Source organism: Microbispora triticiradicis (genome assembly GCF_005864065.1).
GTDB lineage: Bacteria > Actinomycetota > Actinomycetes > Streptosporangiales > Streptosporangiaceae > Microbispora > Microbispora triticiradicis.
The window spans coordinates 246,247-264,036 of record NZ_VANP01000009.1 but is presented as its reverse complement, the minus strand read 5'-3'; the positions used below and the strand labels follow the sequence as shown (position 1 = coordinate 264,036).

Here is a 17,790-nt window from a genome sequence, read left to right as displayed (position 1 = left end):
AAAGAACGCTTTGACGACGGGTCCCGGGACCGCTCCGTACGGTCCTCCGCATGCTTACCAACGCGAACTCCTTCCGCCGCGTCGCGGCGGGCGCCAGCCTCGTCCTCGCTCCGCTCTGCCTGCTCCTCGGCATGGCCGCCGACCCGTCGGAGCCGGGGGTCGAGGACCCCCTGGTGTACGCGCACAACCCGGGCGCCGTGGGCGTCAGCGCGACCCTCCTCCACTACGCGTGGATCCTGTGGGTCCCCGGCGTGATCGGCCTCGTCCACCTCGTACGCAGGAAGGGCGTGGTGCTCGCCCACATCGCTGGGGTGATCGCGGTCCTCGGCCTGATCAACTTCTCGGCGCTCATGATCTCCGACTTCTTCGACATCGTGGCCTACCAGATGCTCCCGGCGGACCAGGCGGAGAAGCTCATGCAGGACGCGGCGCAGCCCGCGATGATCGCCGCCTGGCAGATGCCCGGCATGATCGGAAGCTTCCTCGGGCTCGTCCTCGTGGCCGTCGCGTACGCCCGGGCGGGCCGGGCGGGATGGTGGTTCCCGGCCGGTGTGCTGGCCGGGATCATCGTCTGGCTGTTCGGCGCGAGCGCCTGGAACCTCGTCCTGGGGCTCGGCGGCCCGGTCATCCTGCTCGTGGTCTTCGGTGTCGTGGGCGTCTCGATGATCCGGATGCGGGACGAGGAGTGGGCCGCGACCTCCGCGTGACCCCTGTTGTCACCCTGTTTCGCCGGGTCTCAGGTTGAAAGAGGCGTTTGCGGGGAAAGTTGACTCGGCACCACCGGGTCGTGTGAGACGGGTCGCGTGAGGCGAGGGGGGCGGATGGCCGACGTGCAGGAGTACGCTCGGAGCTGCTTCCGCGGAGCCGCGTCGAACCGTTTGGGCGTCGAGCTGGAGTTCCTGGTGTTCGACGCGGTGGACCCGGCGAGGCCGGTCCCCGTCGCCAGGATCGCGGACGCGCTCCCGCCGCTCCCGGGCGGCAGCAAGGTGACCTTCGAGCCCGGCGGTCAGCTCGAACTGTCGGCCCCGCCGGACGCCCTGCCCGCCGCGATCGCCAAGCTCACCGCCGACGTCGAGGCCGTACGGCTCGCGCTCACCCGGGCCGGGCTGCGGCTGGGCAACCGCGGCCTCGACGTGCTCCGCCCGCCGGCCAGGCAGTTGACCGAGCCGAGGTACGAGGCGATGGACGCCTTCCTGGGCCGTCCGTACGGCCGGACGATGATGTGCTCGACGGCCTCGATCCAGGTCAACCTGGACTTCGGCGACGATCCGCGGAGCCGCTGGGAACGAGCCCACGCGCTCGGCCCCGTGCTCGTGGCCGCTTTCGCCAACTCACCCGCCGGCGGGTGGGTCTCCGGGCGTCAGGCCGTGTGGAGCCGTCTCGATCCGACCAGGACCGCTCCCGTCGCACAACGCCTGGGCGGGGGAGGCGACCCGGCGGACGACTGGGCGCGCTACCTCCTCGACGCGCGTCTGATGATGGTCCGGGAGGGCGACGACTGCCGGCCCGTCCTCGACGGCTCGGCGTTCCGCGACTTCGCCCGGGTGGCCGGGCGGCCCGCCGGCGAGGCCGACCTCGCCTACCACGCGACCACGCTCTTCCCGCCGGTGCGGCCCCGGGGCTGGCTGGAGGTGCGCTACCTCGACGCGCAGGGTCCCGCCGGCTGGCCCGTGTGCGCGGCCGTCGTCCACGCGCTCGTCACCGACGACCAGGCGGCGGCGACCGCCATGGAGGCCGCCCGGCCGCTCGCCGGCAGGTGGACGGACGCCGCCCGCCTCGGGCTCACGGACTCCGCCCTGCGCCGTTGCGCCTCCGTCTGCTTCCGCGCCGCCGCCGAGGCCCTGCCCCGGCTCGGAGCCGGGCCCCGGCTGGTCGGCCGGGTCCGCGCCTTCGCCTCCCGGCACATCGAATCCGGCCGCCCACCGGCCGCCGACCGGATGGAGGAGATGTTCGCATGACCGAACTCGACATCGGCATGCCCGGACTGAAGGACAGGATCGCGGCCGAACTCGCCGCCGTACGGGAGCGGTCCCTCGTCTACACCGACGCCGACGACGAGGTGCTGACGCGCCAGCACTCGCCTCTCATGTCGCCGCTGGTCTGGGACCTCGCCCACGTCGGCAACTACGAGGAGTTGTGGGTGCTGCGGGAGGCGGGCGGCATCGAGCCGCTGCGCCCGGAGATCGACCACCTCTACGACGCGTTCAGGTATCCGCGCGCGGACCGGCCCACGCTGCCGCTGCTCGCCCCGGCCGAGGCCAGGAGGTACATCTCGGGCGTGCGCGGCCGGGTGCTCGACGTCCTCGACCGGCTGGACCCGGCCGACCCCGACCCGCTGCGGGCCGGTGGTTTCGTCTTCGGGCTGGTCCTCCAGCACGAGCACCAGCACGACGAGACCATGCTGGCCACGCTGCAGCTGTCCCGGCGGCCGGGACTGGTGCGGGACGGCGAGCTGCCGCCCGGCGCTCCGGCCGCCGATCCCGAGGTCCACATCCCCGCCGGGATCTTCAGCATGGGCACGGACACGGTGGCCTGGGCGTACGACAACGAACGCCCGGCGCACCGGCGGCACCTGCCGGGTTACTGGATCGACCGTCACCCCGTCACCTGCGGGGCGTACCTGCGGTTCGTCGAGGACGGCGGCTACCGCGACCCGCGCTGGTGGCTGCCGCAGGGCTGGGAGTGGGTCGAGCGGAGCGGTGTGGACGCCCCGCTGTTCTGGACGAGGGACGGCGACACCTGGTGGCGGCTCCGCTTCGGCCGGGAGGAGCCGGTGCCGCCGGACGAGCCGGTCCAGCACGTCTCGTGGTACGAGGCCGACGCGTACGCCCGGTGGGCGGGCAAGCGGCTGCCGACCGAGGCCGAGTGGGAGAAGGCGTGCGGGGGCCGCGAGTATCCCTGGGGCGACGCCGGGCCGGGAGACCTCGGTGACCGGGCGAACCTGGGACACCGGGCAGCCCGGCCCGCGCCGGTCGGGGCGTACCCGGCGGGAGCGAGCCCGTACGGCGTCGAGCAACTGGTCGGCGACGTCTGGGAGTGGACGGACTCGTGGTTCCAGCCCTATCCGGGCTTCCGGAGCTTCCCCTACAAGGAGTACAGCGAGGTCTTCTTCGGGGAGACCTACCGGGTGCTGCGCGGCGGGTCGTGGGCCACCCATCCCTCCGCGGTGCGGACGACCTTCCGCAACTGGGACCTCCCGATCCGCAGGCAGATCTTCGCCGGGTTCCGCTGCGCCCGCTCGGAGGACTAGGCGATGTGCCGCCACGCGGCGTGGCTGGGGCCGGCGCGGTCCCTGGCCTCGCTCGTCAGCGACCCCGAGCACGGCCTGCTTCGCCAGTCGTACGCGCCGCGCCTGCAGAGGTACGGCATCGTGAACGCCGATGGGTTCGGGTTCGGGTGGTATGACGCGGCCCTGCCGGAGCCGGTCCGCTACCGCCGGGCGGTGCCGATGTGGGCGGACGCCAACATGCCCGGCCTCGCCGCGGCGGCACGCTCGTCGTGCCTGCTCGCGGCGGTCCGGTCGGCCACGACCGGCATGCCGGTCGAGGAGACGGCGACGGCGCCGTTCGCGGACGGGCGCTGGCTGCTCAGCCACAACGGCAGGGTCCGGCGCGAGGCGGTCCGGCCCCTGGTGACCGGCGTGGAGGCCGACCCGGAGAGCGCGTGCGACTCGGCGTGGCTCGCCGCGGCGGTGTTCGCCCGTCTCCGCGTCGGCGTGCCGCTCGCCGACGCGCTGTCCCTCGTCGTGCGCGAGGCCGCGGAGGGGGACCGGCACGCGCGGCTCAACCTGCTCGTGACGGGCGGCGCGGAGGTGGCGGCCGTCGCCTGGGGCGACACCCTGTTCACCCACCTGGAGGAGGGAGTGCTCGTGTCCAGCGAACCGCTGGACGACCGGCCCGGATGGCGGCCGGTGCCCGACCGCAGTCTGCTGCTCGCCTCCCCCGACGGCGTGGCGGTGACACCCATCGACTGAGAGGTGGCCCATGAGCATGATCGATCATCTCGGCGGCGACTACCTGCGCCAGACTCTGGAGGGCGACGTGCGCGCCGGGCTCACCTCCACACCGAAGTGGCTGCCGCCCAAGTGGTTCTACGACGCGGCCGGAGGCGAGCTGTTCGCCCGGATCACCCGGCTGGCCGAGTACTACCCCACCCGGTGCGAGCTGGAGATCCTGCGCCGCCGGGCGGTCGACGTCGCGGCCCTCAGCCGCGCCGACACGCTCGTCGAACTGGGCTCGGGCACCAGCGAGAAGACCGTGCTCCTGCTCGACGCGCTGGCCGCCGCCGGGACGCTCCGGACCTACGTCCCGGTCGACGTGGACGCCGTCACGCTGGAGGCCGCGGCCGAGCGGCTCGCCGTACGCTATCGCGGCCTGGACGTGCGGCCGGTGCGCGCCGACTTCGAGCGGCACCTGGCGCTGCTGCCGAGGACGGGCAGGCGGCTGGTCGCGTTCCTCGGCGGCACGATCGGCAACCTCACGCCCGCCGCCCGGGAGGTGTTCCTCAAGGAACTGCGCGCCACCATGCGGCCGGGGGACACCCTGCTCCTCGGCGCCGACCTGGTGAAGGACCACGCCCGGCTGGTCGCGGCGTACGACGACCCGCGGGGCGTCACGGCCGCCTTCAACCGCAACGTGCTCCGGGTGGTCAACCGCGAGCTGGACGCCGCCTTCGAGCCGGAGGCGTTCGAGCACGTCGCGCTGTACGACGAGGACAACGAGTGGATCGAGATGCGGCTGCGGGCGACCCGGCCGATGGAGGTCCCGATCAGGGCGCTCGGGCTGACGGCCGCCTTCGCCGAGGGGGAGGAGCTGCGCACGGAGATCAGCGCCAAGTTCCGCAGGGAGGGCCTGCTTCGCGAGCTGTCCCGGGCCGGGTTCGCGGTCGCCCGCTGGTACACCGACAGCGGAGGCGACTTCGCGCTGACCCTCGCCCCCGTGCCGATGGGCACTGTGCCGATCGTCAACAGCTGAGCCGGCGACCCTCGGCGGCCGGGACTGCCGCGGACAGCGGCAGGCGCAGGACGAAGCGGGCGCCGCGCGGGGAGTCCTCGACGCGGAGCGTGCCGTGGTGCGCGTCCGCCGTGACGCGGCAGAGGGCGAGGCCCAGCCCGGTGCCCTTGGGGTCGCGGCGGCGCCCGTCCTTCAGCCGGACGAACGGCTCGAAGACCCGCTCGCGGTCCTCCGGCGCGATGCCGTCGCCGTCGTCGAGCACGGTGACGACCGCCTCGTCCCCGGCCCGCTCGACGCTGACCTCCACCTCGCTGTGCGCGTGCCGCTGGGCGTTGACCAGCAGGTTGGTCAGCACGCCGCACAGCTGGACCCGGTTGCCGAGGATGGTCACGTCGTCCCTGATCTCGGCGCGCACGGGCACCCCGTCCGTACGGGCGGCGGCCTCCTCCCGCGCGAGCGCCCCGAGGTCGACCGGCTCGGGCTCGGCCGCCGCGGCCGTGCGGACACGGGCCACCGCGAGCATCTCGTTGATGATCGCCTGGCAGCGCTCGGTGGTGCGCACCGCCGTGCGCAGGGTCTCGTACGGATCGGTGTCGTCGCGGTAGAGCAGGGCCTCCTCCAGCTGCGTCCGCAGCCCGGCCAGGGGGGTCCGCAGCTCGTGGGAGACCATCGAGGCGAAGTGCCGCTGCTGGCGCACCGAGGAGTCGAGGCGTTCGAGCAGGTCGTTGGAGGCCCGGGCCAGCTCGGCGATCTCGTCGCGGCCGCGCGGCTGCGGCACCCGCAGGCTGAGGTCGCACACGGTGATCTCTTCGACCTTCTCGCGGATGTCCCGGACGGGACGCAGTGTGCGCCCCGCCGAGCGCCAGCTCGCCCACGTCCAGCCGGCCGTCATGAGCAACACCCCGATCGCGATGAACAGTTCCAGCCGCCGCGTCGCCAGGAGAGCCGGCTCGGCCCTCCCGGAGTAGACGGCGTGCGGCTCGCCGTTCCAGAAGAGCCGGGACTGCACCGGAAGCACCCGTACGGCGGTGACCACGACGCACCGCTCCCCGTCCCGGCACTCGATCCGGTACTGCAGGCGGTCCTGGTCGCCGGGCATGGGGGAGGTCAGCGGCGGCCTGCCGGTCGCCCCCCGGCTGGCGGTGATCACCCGGTTCCGGGAGTCGACGAGCTGCACCAGGTTCTCGGGCGCGGCGGGCGGCGGGGGGATGCCGTCGGGGCCCATCGAGGCGATCCAGTCGGTGGCCACCCGTTGGGCGTCGATGAACAGGTGCGAGTGGATCCGGTTCCGGACCGCGAGGTCCAGGCCCACTCCGATCACCGTGAGAACCATGAGGGAGAGAACCGCGCTCATCAGGGCGATGCGCGCCTGGATCGAACGCGGGCGTAAAAGGAAAGGCATGCGCCTGCCAGCCATGACCCCTCCCCGATTCTGTGTAATGCAATGCCCGGATAAAAAGGGTATGAGACGTATCCGAGATCGGAGCCGTCAGGACAAAAAGGATCACAAGTCTTACCAGCTCAGGGCTGATGCTTGGCCGCCCCTTTACGTTCACCTCACGCCGATTTCCCGGACCGTGGGAACAGCGGTCGCCGAGGTGAAATCGCGCCGCATGTGAAAAGGGTGGCGGCGCCCGCGGCGAGGACGAGACACGCGGTCACCACCGCCGCGACCGCCGGCCAGGGAATCACCAGGGGGACGGCCGCACCGGCCTTCTGGGACAGCCCGGCGCGCATCCCGAGCAGCGCGGGCACGGCCACCGCGAACCCCAGCGTGGTGCCGATCCCGGTGACGAGCACCGCCTCGGCCGCGGTCGCCCCGATCACCTGCCGCCGCGTCGCTCCGGACAGGCGCAGGACGGCGAACTCGCGCACGCGCGCCGACGCCGCCATCACCTGCGTGTTGACGATCGCCAGGCCGGAGTAGCCGGCCGAGACCCCCACCAGCAGGAGCGTGAACAGCCAGACGAGCCGGTCCTCCTCCGCCTGGTCGGCGGCCGGGTTCCCCATGGCGTACGCCGCGGCGGTCGTCCGCACCATGCCGGTGACGAGCACGGTGAAGCCCACCGTCAGCAGCACCGGGGCCGCCGTGGCGGCGGTGCGCCGTACGGCCGCCAACGCGTTCCGCCCGGCCAGCATGCCCACGGCCGCCCGGGAGATCGGCCACGCGAAGGCGCGGACGAGTGGCGGGAGGGTGACCGGCGCGAGCAGGGTGAGCCCGACGATGAGCGCCATCGCGGCGACCAGGACGGCGTTCACCAGGGAGTCCTCCCGCGCGGAGGCGCTCGCCACCGCCAGGGCCAGGCCGCCGGCGACCGCCGTGACGCCGGTGATCCACCGCAGGCGCGTCATCGGCGTGCCGCCCGCCGCGTGGTCGCGCAGGGCCTCCAGCGGGCGGACCCGGGCGGCCCGGCCCGACGCGGACCAGGCGCCGAGCAGGCCCGCCGCGATCCCGGCCGCGACCGCGCCGGCCACGGGGAGCGGGGTGAGGCGCACGTCGAACGACGCGGGCTCGAAGCCCGCCGTGACGAGCACCCGGCCCAGGGCGGGCGCGACGGCGGCGCCCAGCAGGGCCCCGGCCGCGGCCGCGACGACGCCCACGGCGAGCGCCTCGCCGTACACGATCAGCCGCACCTGGCGCGGGGTCGCGCCGGCCACCCGCAGCAGGCCGAACTCCCGGCGGCGCTGGACGACCCGGAACGCGAAGGTGGAGGCGACCACGAACACCGACACGAAGCCGCCGAGCAGCGCCATCGCGGTCAGCACCTGCATGCCGATCCAGCGGGTCCGCGCGTCGGCGGCGGGCTCGGCCTCGGCCCGGTCCTCTCCCGCAAGCACCCGCGCCGTGCCGTCCCCGGCGCCGCGCACGGCACGCCCGGCCGCCGCCCGTACGGCGGAGAGATCGGCTCCTGGCTCGGCGCGCAGCCCGATGACGCGGACCCCGTCCCCGGACCGTGTCGCCCCGTCTCCGGACCGCGCCGGCTCGCCGTCGGAGACGTACGGCCCGGGGTCGCGGTAGGGAACGACCGCCGCGACACCGGGCACGGCCGCCAGGGCGCGGACCAGCGCCTCCGTCGTCTCGGGGGACCAGGGCGGGTTCTCGGCGAAGTTGTTCTCCTCCCCGGGCACGCCGGGGCCGTGCACGAGCAGGGGCACGGCGGCGTACCGGGCGGGCACCCGCGGGCCGGCGGACGTCAGCAGCAGCGCGCTCGCGGTGAGGATCGCGGCGCCGAGGCAGAGCGCGGCGAAGGTGCCCGCCAGGCCGGTCCACCGGCCGCGGAGCAGCGAAAGACTCAGTGGCCGGTTCAGTGGCCGGTTAAGCGGGCGGTTCAGCACGTCTCCTCCAGCAGCGCCACGCGGGCGGCGATCTCGGTGGCGCTCGACCGGTCCAGCTCCCCGGCGAGCCGCCCGTCGGCGAGCAGCACGACCCGGTCGCCGTACGCCGCCGCGGCGGGGTCGTGCGTGACCATGACGACGGTCTGCCCGTGGGCGTCCACGAGCGCTCGCAGGAGTTCCATGACCACCCGGGACGCGGCGCGGTCGAGCGCGCCGGTCGGTTCGTCGGCGAAGAGCACGGCGGGCCGGGTGATCAGCGTGCGGGCGATCGCCACCCGCTGCCGCTCGCCGCCCGAGAGTTCGGCGGGCCGGTGCCCGGCCCGCCGCTCCAGGCCGACCTCGGCGAGCGCCTCGCGCACCTCGTCCCGGCCGGGCCGGCGCCCGGCCAGGCGGAGGGGAAGCGCCACGTTCTCCTCGGCGGTGAGCGAGTCGGCGAGGTTGTACTCCTGGAACACGAAGCCGACCCGTTCCCGGCGCAGCAGGGTGAGCGCCTTCTCGCCGAGCGGCCCGAGGTCGACGCCGCCGATCAGGACGGTCCCGTCCGTCGGCCGGTCGAGCCCGGCGGCGCAGTGCAGCAGCGTTGACTTGCCGGAGCCCGAGGGCCCCATCACGGCCGTGAAGGTGCCCTGGGCGAAGCCGAGGGTCACCCCGTCGAGAGCGTTCACCGCGCCGGGCCCGGTGCCGTACACCATGCGGACCGAGTCGAGCAGGACCGCCTGCGCCGTTCCTGTCTGCGTCGTGCCGGTTCGTGTCGTGCCTGTTCGTGTCATGGAGCCGAGCCAACCGGGGGCGGGCCCGCGAGGCACTGGCGCTGAGGCGAGAACCGGAGGTATCCCCAGCACTACCGACAACGGCGGGCCCGGCGGCTAGCGTCGATGCCGTGGCCGCCCCCTTCCTCGTCCCCGCCGTCGCCCCTCTCACGCCCCGTACCGCGCTGGAGGCGCTCGCCGGGCCGCCCCAGCGGTTCCTTGCCTCGGCCTGGCCGTGGCGGTCGCTGGCGTACCTGCTGACCGGGATCGTCCCCGGTTCCGCCTTCGCCGCCGTCCTGACGCCGGTCCGGGCGATGGACGGCCCGGCAGCCGTACCGGTGTCCCTCGTGGTGGCGGCCGTGCTGCTCACGCCCGTGGCCCGGTTCGAGCGGTGGCGGCTGAGGTACGTGGACCGGCAGCCCGTACGCGGACTGCCGGGCGGGTGGTGGCCGGGATGGCGGGAGGCGGGGCACACCCTCGTGGGGCTGTTCGCGCTCTGGTGGGTCGACCTGCTGGTGGCGGCGGCCGCGATCGGGGGGCCCGCGGTGCTGATCCTCTCCCCGGTCGTGCAGCCGATCGCTCCCGAGGGGGAGGCGACTCTGGCGGAGACCTTCGCCGGCTCGGCCGTCGGACTGCTGCTGGTGCCCGTCGCGGCGTACACGGTCAGCGCCTGGGCGGGCGCCCGGGCCGCGATGGCGCGGGCGATGCTGGTCCCGCAGGAGGCCGAGGTGCGGGAGATCGCGCGGTCCCGGGCCCGGCTGGTGGACGCCTTCGATGCCGAGCGCCGCCGCATCGAGCGCGACCTGCACGACGGCGCGCAGCAGCGGCTGGTCGCGCTGTCGATGAAGCTGGGCCTGGCCGGGCTCGACCTCCCGCCGGGCTCGCCCGCGGCCCTGCGGCTCGACGAGGCGCGCGAGCTGGCCGGGCAGGCGCTGGAGGAACTGCGCGAGCTGATCCGCGGCGTCCATCCGCAGGTGCTCGCCGATCGCGGGCTGCCCGCCGCCGTACGCGACGTCGCCGGGAGGTCGCCCGTGCCCGCGCGGGCGGACATCGCGCTGGACCGGCGGCTCCCCGAGCGGGTGGAGGCGGCGGCCTACTACGTCGCCTGCGAGGCGCTCGCGAACGTGGCCAAGCACAGCGGGGCAGGCTCCTGCACGGTGCGCGGCCGGCTGCGCGGCGCACGGCTCGTGCTGGAGGTCGCCGACGACGGGCGCGGGGGAGCGGACCCGGCGGGCGGTACCGGCCTGACCGGGCTCGCCGACCGGGTGGCGGCCGTCGGGGGCACGCTCACCGTCGACAGCCCATGCGGCGGCCCGACCACGGTGCGGGCGGAGATCCCGTGCGAGAGGTGATCCCGTGCGTGTGGTGATAGCCGAAGACTCGGTGCTGCTCCGGGAGGGCCTCGTGGGCCTGCTGGAACGCTTCGGGCACGAGGTCGTCGCGGCGGTCGGCGACGCCGCCGCGCTGATCGCCGCGGTCGCCGAGCAGGACCCGGACGTCGTCGTCGCCGACGTGCGCATGCCGCCCGGATTCAGCGACGAGGGGCTGCGGGCGGTGCTGGAACTGCGGGCGGCGCGGCCGTCCCTCGCTGTCCTGGTGCTCAGCCAGTACGTCGAGCAAACCTACGCCGCCGAACTGCTCGACCAGACCCGGTGCCCGGGCGGGGGCGGGGTGGGCTATCTGCTGAAGGACCGCATCGGCGACGTCACGCAGTTCGCCGGGGCGGTGACGACGGTCGCGGGCGGTGGCACGGTCATCGACGCCGAGGTCGTCCGGCAGTTGCTGCGCGGGCGCCGCGACCCGGTGGCCCGGCTCTCACCGCGCGAGCGCGAGGTGCTCGCCCTGGTCGCGGAGGGCAGGTCCAACGCCGCGATCGCCCGCGCGCTGTTCGTCACCGAGGCGGCCGTCGCCAAGCACATCGCGAGCATCCTCGCCAAGCTCGACCTGCCTCCGGACGCGGACGACCACCGCCGGGTGCTCGCCGTGCTCGCCTACCTGCGCGCCGGAGTCTGAGCGGGCCTGAGGTCGCGTCGCGCCGGTCGCGTGCGGACGCCCGAGCGCCGGTCCCGGCGCCGGTGGGGGCGGGAGGGCGTGCCGGGCGGCTGTGTGCGTGCTCGCCCGGCGAACGCCCCGTCAGCGTCCCGCGCTGGAGATGACCTTCACGGGAACGACGCGTACGGTGACGCGCTGCTCTCCCGGCTGGCGGTAGGGGTAGGCGTCCACCCCGAGGTACTTCTTCGCCAAGCCGTCGATGACCGCGTCCGCGCCTTCGAGCTCCAGCGTGGCGGTGCCGGAGACGCTGACGAAGCGGAAGGCGTTGCCCGGGTCGAGCACGCTGACCGACACCCGGGGGTTGTCGCGCAGGTGCCGCTCCTTCGCCCGTCCCACGGCGGTGTTGAAGACGACTTCCTCTCCGTCGATGTCGACCCACACCACGGTGTTGTGCAGCGATCCGTCCGGCCTGACGGTCGTCACCCAGGCGTGGACCGGCTCCTTCAGTAAAGCCACGGCGTTCTCATCGAGCTTGCTCATTCGACTTCTCCTCGGTCGGTCGGCGCTGGCCAGATCGGCAACACGACAGCGCAAGACCACATTCTCCCCCGAGGACGGGGCGGGAGGACGTTCCGAGGAGAGCCGGACGGGGTCACGCGAGGTCGGCGTCGTGGACGAGGATCGCCGCCTGCACCCTGTTGGCCAGGCCCAGCTTGGCGAGCAGCCGGCTCACGTGCGCCTTCACCGTCGGCTCCGACAGCTTCAGCTCCCGTCCGACCTCGGCGTTCGACAGGCCGCGTGCCAGTGCCCTGATCACGTCCTCCTCCCTGGCCGTGAGCGCGGCGAGCCGCTCGCGAGCGGCCTCGGCACGCGAGGGCGCCTTGTGGACGAACGAGCCGATGAGCCTCTTCAGGACGGCGGGGGAGAGCATCGCGTTCCCCGCGGCGACCGTGCGGACCGCGGCGATCAGCTCACGCGGCGGGGTGTCTTTGAGCAGGAACCCCACGGCGCCGAGACGCAGCGCCTCGTGGACGTACTCGTCTAGGTCGAAGGTGGTCAGCATGACCACCTTCGGGGCGCTGGCGGCGCGCAGCAGCCGCCCCGCGGCGGTCAGGCCGTCCATGCCGGGCATCCGGACGTCCATGAGCACGACCTCAGGCCTGAGCCGGGCGGCCGCGCCGATCGCCTCCTCGCCGTCGCGTGCTTCGCCCACGATCGCGATGTCGCCCGCCGACTCCAGGATCATCCGCAGCCCCGACCTCACCAGCGCTTCGTCGTCGACGAGCAGTACGCGCATCATGCGGCGGGGATCCTCGCCAGCACCCGGAAACCCCCTCCGTGCGGGCCGGCTTCCAAGGCGCCTCCGAGCAGTTCGACGCGCTCGCGCAGGCCGACCAGTCCCCACCCGGATCCGGGGAGCCCCTCGCCCGCGGGGGACGGCCCGTTGCGGACGACGACCTCCAGTTCGGCGGGCAGGTAGCGGACGACCACGTCGGTCTCGGCGCCGTCCGCGTGCTTGTGCACGTTGGTCAGCGCCTCCTGGACCACGCGGTAGGCGGTCCGTTCCGCCGATTGCCCGAGCGGGCGGGCCCGTCCCTCGTCATGCCGCTTGACCACGAGGCCGAGGGCGCGAGACTGCTCCAGCAGCCGGTCGAGGTCGGTCAGCGTGGGCTGCGGGTCGCGGGAGGCGTCCGGCGAGCGCAGGACGCCGAGCACCTCGCGCAGATTGCGCAGCGCCTCCCTGCCGACGTCGCTGATCAGAGCGGCCGCCTGGGCCGTACGCTCGTCCAGCGCGCTCACCTCCAGCGCCCCGGCGTGCAGGACCATCAGCGACACCCGGTGCGCGACCACGTCGTGCATCTCCCGCGCGATGCGGGCGCGTTCCTGGGCGCGTGCCTGCTCCGCGCGCAGGACCTGCTCCCGCAGCAGCTGTCCGGCCTGCTCGCGCATGGCGTCGAGCACCTGCCGCCTGGCGCGGCTCCACAACCCGGCCACCAGCGGAAGCCCGACCAGCGCGCCGCCCAGGATGAGCACGTTGGGCGAGGAGCCCATCGCCAGCGCCCGCTGGCCGCCGCTCAGACAGGAGACGGCCGCGCCCAGCGCCCACACGGCGGACGCGCCGGCCGCGTAAAGCCACAGCGCCTGACGACGCCCCAGGTGCAGGCCCGTGTAGTAGGAGGCGACGACCACCGGCGGCCACACGGCCAGCCAGACGTAGGCGACGGCCGCCACCACGGTCACCGGCCACGCCGAACGCCTGCCGACGACCGCGGCTCCCGCCGAGGCCGCGGCGACCGCCAGGGCCACCGGGGCGGGCACCGTCGTCGCCACGCCGGCCCAGCCGGACGCGGAGCCCGCGCAGAGCACGAACACCGCGCTCCCGAGCACCCACGGCAGGGCCCGATCCAGGATGCCCGCACCGGTAGAGGTCATGGTCAGAGGCTATCGGGGCGACCGGCTGAGCGACCCCTACGAAAGTCGCGCACGCCGCGTGACCTTCGCAGGGGACGGTGCGAAAGGGTCGCCCGGCAGGGTGACGGGCATGAAGAACATGCTCATCGCCGGCGTGATCGCCCTGGCTCCCGTCACCGGCGGCACTCCTGCCCCCACGCCGGCTCTTCCTGCGCCCACCGGGCACCACGCGGTCGGACGGTCGGACGTCCACCTGGTCGACTCCCACCGGCCCGACCCCTGGGTGGACGGCAGACCACGTGAATTGATGGTCTCCCTCTGGTATCCGGCCAAGAAAACGAAGGGTAGGGCCGCGCCGTACGTCACCCCGCAGGAATCGGCGCTGATCCTCAAGGGATTCCCCCAGCTGAAGGACCTCGCGCCGGACACGCTCACGAAGACGAAGACGCATGCCCGCGCCGACGCGCCCGCGCTCGCGAAGAAGGGCGGATGGCCGCTGGTGGTCATGTCGCCCGGCATGACCATGCCACGGGCCACGCTGACCTCGCTGGCCGAGGAGTTCGCGAGCCGGGGCTACATAGTGGCGGGCATCGAGCATACCTACGAGTCGGTCGCCACGACGTTCCCCGACGGCAGGACCGTCACGTTCCAGGCCGGTGCGGGCGGCCAGACCCCGGAGCTGGGGGAGAAGGTCGCCCGGGTGCGTGCGGCGGACACGACCTTCGTGCTGGACGAGCTGGAGCTGGCCGGGCATTGGAACCGGCTGATCGACGAGAGCAGGATCGCGATGGTCGGGCACTCGGTCGGCGGCCAGAGCGCGGCCCACCTGCTGCCAGTGAGCGACCGCATCGAGGCCGCGGTCAACCTGGACGGCTCCTACAACCCCGATACCCCTGTCGCGCCCGTCACCAAGCCGTTCATGATGATCGGCAACCCCCGGCAGCAGCCGGCGACCAGCGGGCAGCCGAAGTCATGGGACCTGTTCTGGCCCCACGTCACCGGAACGTGGAAGCGCTGGCTCACCGTCACCGGCGCGGAGCACGTGAGCTTCGTCGACTACGCGGTGCTCGCGCCGCAGCTAGGCATGCCGGCCTTTCCGATCGACGGTGAACGCTCCCTCAAGATCACCCGCGAATACGTCACCGCCTTCCTCGACACACACCTGAAGGGCAAGCGGCGACCCCTGCTCTACGGGCCGTCGGCGGAGTATCCGGAAGTCAGGTTCTGGTAGTCGGGCGAGCGGTCCGGATCAGAGGGCGGGGACGGGTTCGGGGACCGTGGGACGCCGGACCTCCTCCCGCAGCCGGGGCGCGAGCTCGGTGGTCAGCGGCGCCCTCTCGGTCCTCAGCCGGTTGAGCGCGAGCACGAGCGCGGTGCCCCACAGCAGGTGTCCCGCCAGCAGTGTGGCCTGGCGTCCCGGGCGGTCCTTCGGCAGGGGCGCGTACGCGCCGATGCTCGGCGCGAGGCCCCGGCAGCCGAAGTGCCACACCAGCAGCCCGTACGCCGTGCCGATCGGGACGGGCACCCGCTGACCGGCCGACAGCAGGCCCAGCACGGTGCCGCAGCTCGATCCGAAGGCATAGTGCGCGATGGTCGAGAGCACGCTCTCGCCCGGTCGGGGACGGCTCCCGCGGCCCGGCAGAGTCATCCGGGCGAATCGCCGCGGCGGCGGCTCCTCCAGCAGACCGGCCCTGTCCGCCGCCATCAGCATCGCGCTGTACACCGCCGTCGCGAGCGCGCCGCCGACGGCGCCGTTCACCAGGTTGCGCATCATGAGGAGCCTTTTCCCACCCCGGCCGGATCACCCGCCCTCGCGGTGCCCCGTTCTCGGTAAACAATCAAGGCGTCGCACGACAGCCGTGGGCGAGTCGGGCTCGGCGTCGGGGTCGGGTGGCAGGGACGATCACATGCCGAAGATCCCGCGGAGAAGCCGGCGGATGGAGTTGGAGCGCGGCTCGGCCCGGGTCTCCTGGCCGCTCGGATGGGTGGCGGGCACGGGTCGGGCCTCCTGATCAGGGGCGGCGGTCGCGGAGCGGGGCTTGTTCTGTACGAGCCGGCAGCCCAGCGACATGTAAGCACGCAACTGGTCGTAGTAGATGCGCCCGGTGACGAACCTGCCGTCTTCCACCGACCACATTCCGCAACCCCTCCAGAAGACGGGGCGGCCGGTGCCGGGGATCACGGTGCCGTCCGGGAGTAGCATTTCCCCCGTCTGAGTTCCCGACGTGACCCATTCGACGGAAACGGTGTCACCGCAGACCGAGATCGTGATGACCCTGGTCGTCAGGTCGGGCACGGTGGAGAAGAACTGGCCGAAATACCACTCGATCTGTTCGTGCCCCTCCACCACGCCGACGGGGGTCACGAGAACGGCGTCCGCGTGGAAGCAGTCCAGAAGGCGCCGCTTGTCGTGCGTGCAGAGCGCCTCCGCGAAAGCGTCATGGATCTCCCGAGGATCGGGCATGGCTCCCCCTCGCCCTCACGGAAGCGTACTCCGGTGGTGAGACCGGCCGGTCTCATCGAGGAGTAAGACCTTGCCCAAGAATGTCAACTCGCGACGATGGAGGTGAGCAGGCGGTCCCAGTCGGCGAGGAAGCGGTCGAGGTTGTAGCGGGCGAGCGCGGCCGAGCGGGCGGCCTTGCCGGCCTGGGCGGCGAGCTCCGGTTCGTTGGCGAACCGGTCGAGGGCCCGCAGCAGCGTGGGGATCTTGGTCGAGACGACCCCCGCCTCCGGCGGCACCGCCTCGACGGCCTCGGTGGTGGCGAGGGCGACGACCGGCATGCCGATCATCATTGCCTCGATCAGCGACAGGCCGAGCGAGGTCCAGCGGTAGGGGTGCAGGTAGACCCGGCGCCTGGCCAGCTCGGCGTGCATGGCGCTCTGCGGCAGGTCCTCGAAGGCCTCCATCGCCCCGTCGAGGCCGAGCTTGGCGGGCAGGTTCGTCACCTGCATGCCGAACACGTCGATCGGGGCGCCCGTGGCGAAGGTGGGCAGCAGGTCGGTGCCCGCCACCCGCCAGCGCCTGATCGGCTCGTTGACGACCACCCCCGCGCGGGGCAGTTCACCGCTGTAGAGGTGGCCGGGGTCCACCACGCCGTGCTCGATCACGTGGGTCGGCGCGCGGCCGGAGTCCCAGAAGAGGTCGTTGAAGTGGGTGACGTGGACGAGGGGGATGTCGTCCCGGTCCGCCAGCGGGTGGCGGGTCTTCGGCACGTCTCCCGCGGGGGTGTTGTGCTCGACGTAGACGCCCGGCACGTCACGCCCCAGCCACTCACGGGCGAGCTCGATCTCGTGCGGCCGCTGGTAGACGATCAGGTCGACGTCCTCGGCGGCCAGCCGGTCGTGGGGCACCTCCCGCACGGTGCCGGGCCAGGGATAGGTCTCCGCCCGGCCCCGCCCGTCCGGGCCGCGGTCGGGCGTGAGCGGCACCAGGTATTCGTGCCCCCCGTGCACGAAGGAGGTGGTCCACGAACCGTGGACGTGCCAGACCATGATCTTCATCGTGTCGCTCCCCGTCCGTCCTTCTGCAGACTCTGGAACACCGCGCCTCCCCGCCGGGCGCGTCACCCCTCTGCCCCGCCCGCACCCGCTTAAGGCTCAGCCGTGAGCGGAATCCTCGGCAGCACCAGATCGATCGCCGCGGCGAGGTCGGGCGCCACCTCGAGGGCCGCGGCCACCTCCTCCGGCAGCGTCACCGGGGTCGGCACGAGGACGCCCCGCGCGCCCGCCGCGCGGGCCGCCTCCACGTCCCGGCCGATGTCGCCGATCACGACGCAGTCGACGGGCGAGACGCCGAGCCGGCGGGCGGCGCTCAGCACGAGGCCGGGCGCGGGCTTGCGGCAGGCGCAGCGGTCGCCGTCGTCGTGCTCGCAGATCTCCCACACGTCGAACGGGCCCAGCAGGGCCTCCACCCGGTCGTTCACGGCCCGCAGGGCCTCCGGCGGGATCAGCCCCTTGGCCACCCCCGACTGGTTGGTGACCACACCGATCGGGACACCGGCCGCGCGGAGCCGGTCCAGCGCATCCCGCGCCCCCTCCACCGGCGCCACGCGGCCGGGATCGCTGTTGTAGGGAACATCGTGGACGAGAGTGCCGTCACGGTCGAAGAGCACCGCGGCGGGCTGGTGAGCGGGCTGGGTCACGGGCGGCCTCCTGCGGAATCGCCCGCCGGGCTACCCGGAGGAAATCGGAGCAAACGCGCTGTGACCGCGCCCTGACCGCGTGCTGACCACCTCCAGGTCAGGGCCTTTGGCTACGCAGAGTAGCGGTTATTGAGCACCTCCCCCACTCACGTCGACTTCTCTACAAAGCAGTGTTTAGCGCCGCTTCTCTCGGTAACCAGACCGGCA

At 73.4% G+C, this 17,790-nt stretch carries 18 protein-coding genes; 8 read left to right on the top strand and 10 right to left on the bottom strand.

Translation table 11 applies throughout. The features are described from left to right. Positions 1 to 50 precede the first annotated feature (50 nt). The 5 genes from FED44_RS23820 to egtD all read left to right on the top strand — a co-directional run bounded on the left by FED44_RS23820 (position 51) and on the right by egtD (position 4,973). On the top strand, positions 51 to 707 hold the full coding sequence (locus FED44_RS23820) for a hypothetical protein (protein ID WP_138462104.1): 657 nt from the start codon (positions 51 to 53) through the stop codon (positions 705 to 707). Between the two features lie 114 nt (positions 708 to 821). Continuing rightward, positions 822 to 1,958: an ergothioneine biosynthesis glutamate--cysteine ligase EgtA gene (gene egtA / locus FED44_RS23815; RefSeq protein WP_138462103.1), complete on the top strand. Its 1,137-nt coding sequence runs from the start codon at positions 822 to 824 to the stop codon at positions 1,956 to 1,958. Continuing rightward, on the top strand, positions 1,955 to 3,250 hold the full coding sequence (gene egtB / locus FED44_RS23810) for an ergothioneine biosynthesis protein EgtB (protein WP_244302184.1): 1,296 nt from the start codon (positions 1,955 to 1,957) through the stop codon (positions 3,248 to 3,250). The genes egtA and egtB overlap by 4 nt, the downstream gene beginning before the upstream one ends. 3 nt (positions 3,251 to 3,253) lie before the next feature. Then, a complete protein-coding gene (egtC, locus tag FED44_RS23805) occupies positions 3,254 to 3,973 on the top strand; it encodes an ergothioneine biosynthesis protein EgtC (RefSeq protein WP_117410344.1) in 720 nt (239 codons plus the stop codon). Positions 3,974 to 3,989: 16 nt separating this feature from the next. After that, a complete protein-coding gene (egtD, locus tag FED44_RS23800) occupies positions 3,990 to 4,973 on the top strand; it encodes an L-histidine N(alpha)-methyltransferase (RefSeq protein ID WP_396698992.1) in 984 nt (327 codons plus the stop codon). Here the strand turns inward: egtD and FED44_RS23795 are convergent. The 3 genes from FED44_RS23795 to FED44_RS23785 all read right to left on the bottom strand — a co-directional run bounded on the left by FED44_RS23795 (position 4,963) and on the right by FED44_RS23785 (position 9,058). Next, entirely contained in the window at positions 4,963 to 6,306 is a 1,344-nt protein-coding gene (locus tag FED44_RS23795) for a sensor histidine kinase (protein ID WP_167521572.1), read from the bottom strand. The genes egtD and FED44_RS23795 overlap by 11 nt on opposite strands. 203 nt (positions 6,307 to 6,509) lie before the next feature. Then, a complete protein-coding gene (locus FED44_RS23790; protein WP_208759139.1) occupies positions 6,510 to 8,288 on the bottom strand; it encodes an ABC transporter permease in 1,779 nt (592 codons plus the stop codon). Beyond that, positions 8,282 to 9,058: an ABC transporter ATP-binding protein gene (locus tag FED44_RS23785; RefSeq protein ID WP_138462101.1), complete on the bottom strand. Its 777-nt coding sequence runs from the start codon at positions 9,056 to 9,058 to the stop codon at positions 8,282 to 8,284. Before FED44_RS23785 ends, FED44_RS23790 begins: the two co-directional genes overlap by 7 nt. Positions 9,059 to 9,168: 110 nt before the next feature. Here FED44_RS23785 and FED44_RS23780 point away from each other — a divergent pair, with 110 nt between their 5' ends. Together FED44_RS23780 and FED44_RS23775 are read left to right on the top strand one after the other, a co-directional pair. After that, positions 9,169 to 10,389, top strand: coding sequence for a sensor histidine kinase (locus tag FED44_RS23780; RefSeq protein ID WP_117410394.1), 1,221 nt, complete (start codon positions 9,169 to 9,171; stop codon positions 10,387 to 10,389). A 4-nt stretch (positions 10,390 to 10,393) separates the two neighbouring features. After that, positions 10,394 to 11,050 carry a response regulator transcription factor gene (locus FED44_RS23775; RefSeq protein ID WP_117410393.1) on the top strand — a complete coding sequence of 219 codons (657 nt, stop codon included), beginning with the start codon at positions 10,394 to 10,396 and terminating at the stop codon, positions 11,048 to 11,050. 120 nt (positions 11,051 to 11,170) lie between these two features. Here the strand turns inward: FED44_RS23775 and FED44_RS23770 are convergent, their stop codons facing one another. The 3 genes from FED44_RS23770 to FED44_RS23760 form a co-directional block, all read right to left on the bottom strand. After that, positions 11,171 to 11,569, bottom strand: a complete 399-nt coding sequence (locus FED44_RS23770) for a PPOX class F420-dependent oxidoreductase (protein ID WP_138462100.1) — start codon at positions 11,567 to 11,569, stop codon at positions 11,171 to 11,173. 112 nt (positions 11,570 to 11,681) lie between these two features. After that, positions 11,682 to 12,329 (bottom strand): response regulator, encoded by a 648-nt coding sequence (locus FED44_RS23765; RefSeq protein ID WP_138462099.1) that lies wholly within the window; start codon positions 12,327 to 12,329, stop codon positions 11,682 to 11,684. Beyond that, positions 12,326 to 13,462 carry a sensor histidine kinase gene (locus tag FED44_RS23760; protein WP_138462098.1) on the bottom strand — a complete coding sequence of 379 codons (1,137 nt, stop codon included), beginning with the start codon at positions 13,460 to 13,462 and terminating at the stop codon, positions 12,326 to 12,328. The genes FED44_RS23765 and FED44_RS23760 overlap by 4 nt, the downstream gene beginning before the upstream one ends. A gap of 109 nt (positions 13,463 to 13,571) precedes the next feature. Here FED44_RS23760 and FED44_RS23755 point away from each other — a divergent pair, with 109 nt between their 5' ends. Further along, the gene (locus tag FED44_RS23755; RefSeq protein WP_167521571.1) at positions 13,572 to 14,672 is read left to right on the top strand and encodes an alpha/beta hydrolase family protein; all 1,101 of its coding nucleotides are present in this window, start codon (positions 13,572 to 13,574) and stop codon (positions 14,670 to 14,672) included. Positions 14,673 to 14,690: 18 nt separating this feature from the next. Here FED44_RS23755 and FED44_RS23750 read toward each other — a convergent pair whose 3' ends face one another. The 4 genes from FED44_RS23750 to FED44_RS23735 all read right to left on the bottom strand — a co-directional run bounded on the left by FED44_RS23750 (position 14,691) and on the right by FED44_RS23735 (position 17,583). Next, positions 14,691 to 15,215 carry a hypothetical protein gene (locus tag FED44_RS23750; protein WP_138462096.1) on the bottom strand — a complete coding sequence of 175 codons (525 nt, stop codon included), beginning with the start codon at positions 15,213 to 15,215 and terminating at the stop codon, positions 14,691 to 14,693. Between the two features lie 129 nt (positions 15,216 to 15,344). Then, on the bottom strand, positions 15,345 to 15,905 hold the full coding sequence (locus FED44_RS23745) for a nuclear transport factor 2 family protein (RefSeq protein ID WP_138462095.1): 561 nt from the start codon (positions 15,903 to 15,905) through the stop codon (positions 15,345 to 15,347). Positions 15,906 to 15,988: 83 nt separating this feature from the next. Next, positions 15,989 to 16,942, bottom strand: coding sequence for a glycosyltransferase (locus tag FED44_RS23740; RefSeq protein ID WP_117410389.1), 954 nt, complete (start codon positions 16,940 to 16,942; stop codon positions 15,989 to 15,991). An 89-nt stretch (positions 16,943 to 17,031) separates the two neighbouring features. Beyond that, the gene (locus tag FED44_RS23735) at positions 17,032 to 17,583 is read right to left on the bottom strand and encodes a D-glycero-alpha-D-manno-heptose-1,7-bisphosphate 7-phosphatase (protein WP_244302182.1); all 552 of its coding nucleotides are present in this window, start codon (positions 17,581 to 17,583) and stop codon (positions 17,032 to 17,034) included. Positions 17,584 to 17,790: the final 207 nt, after the last annotated feature.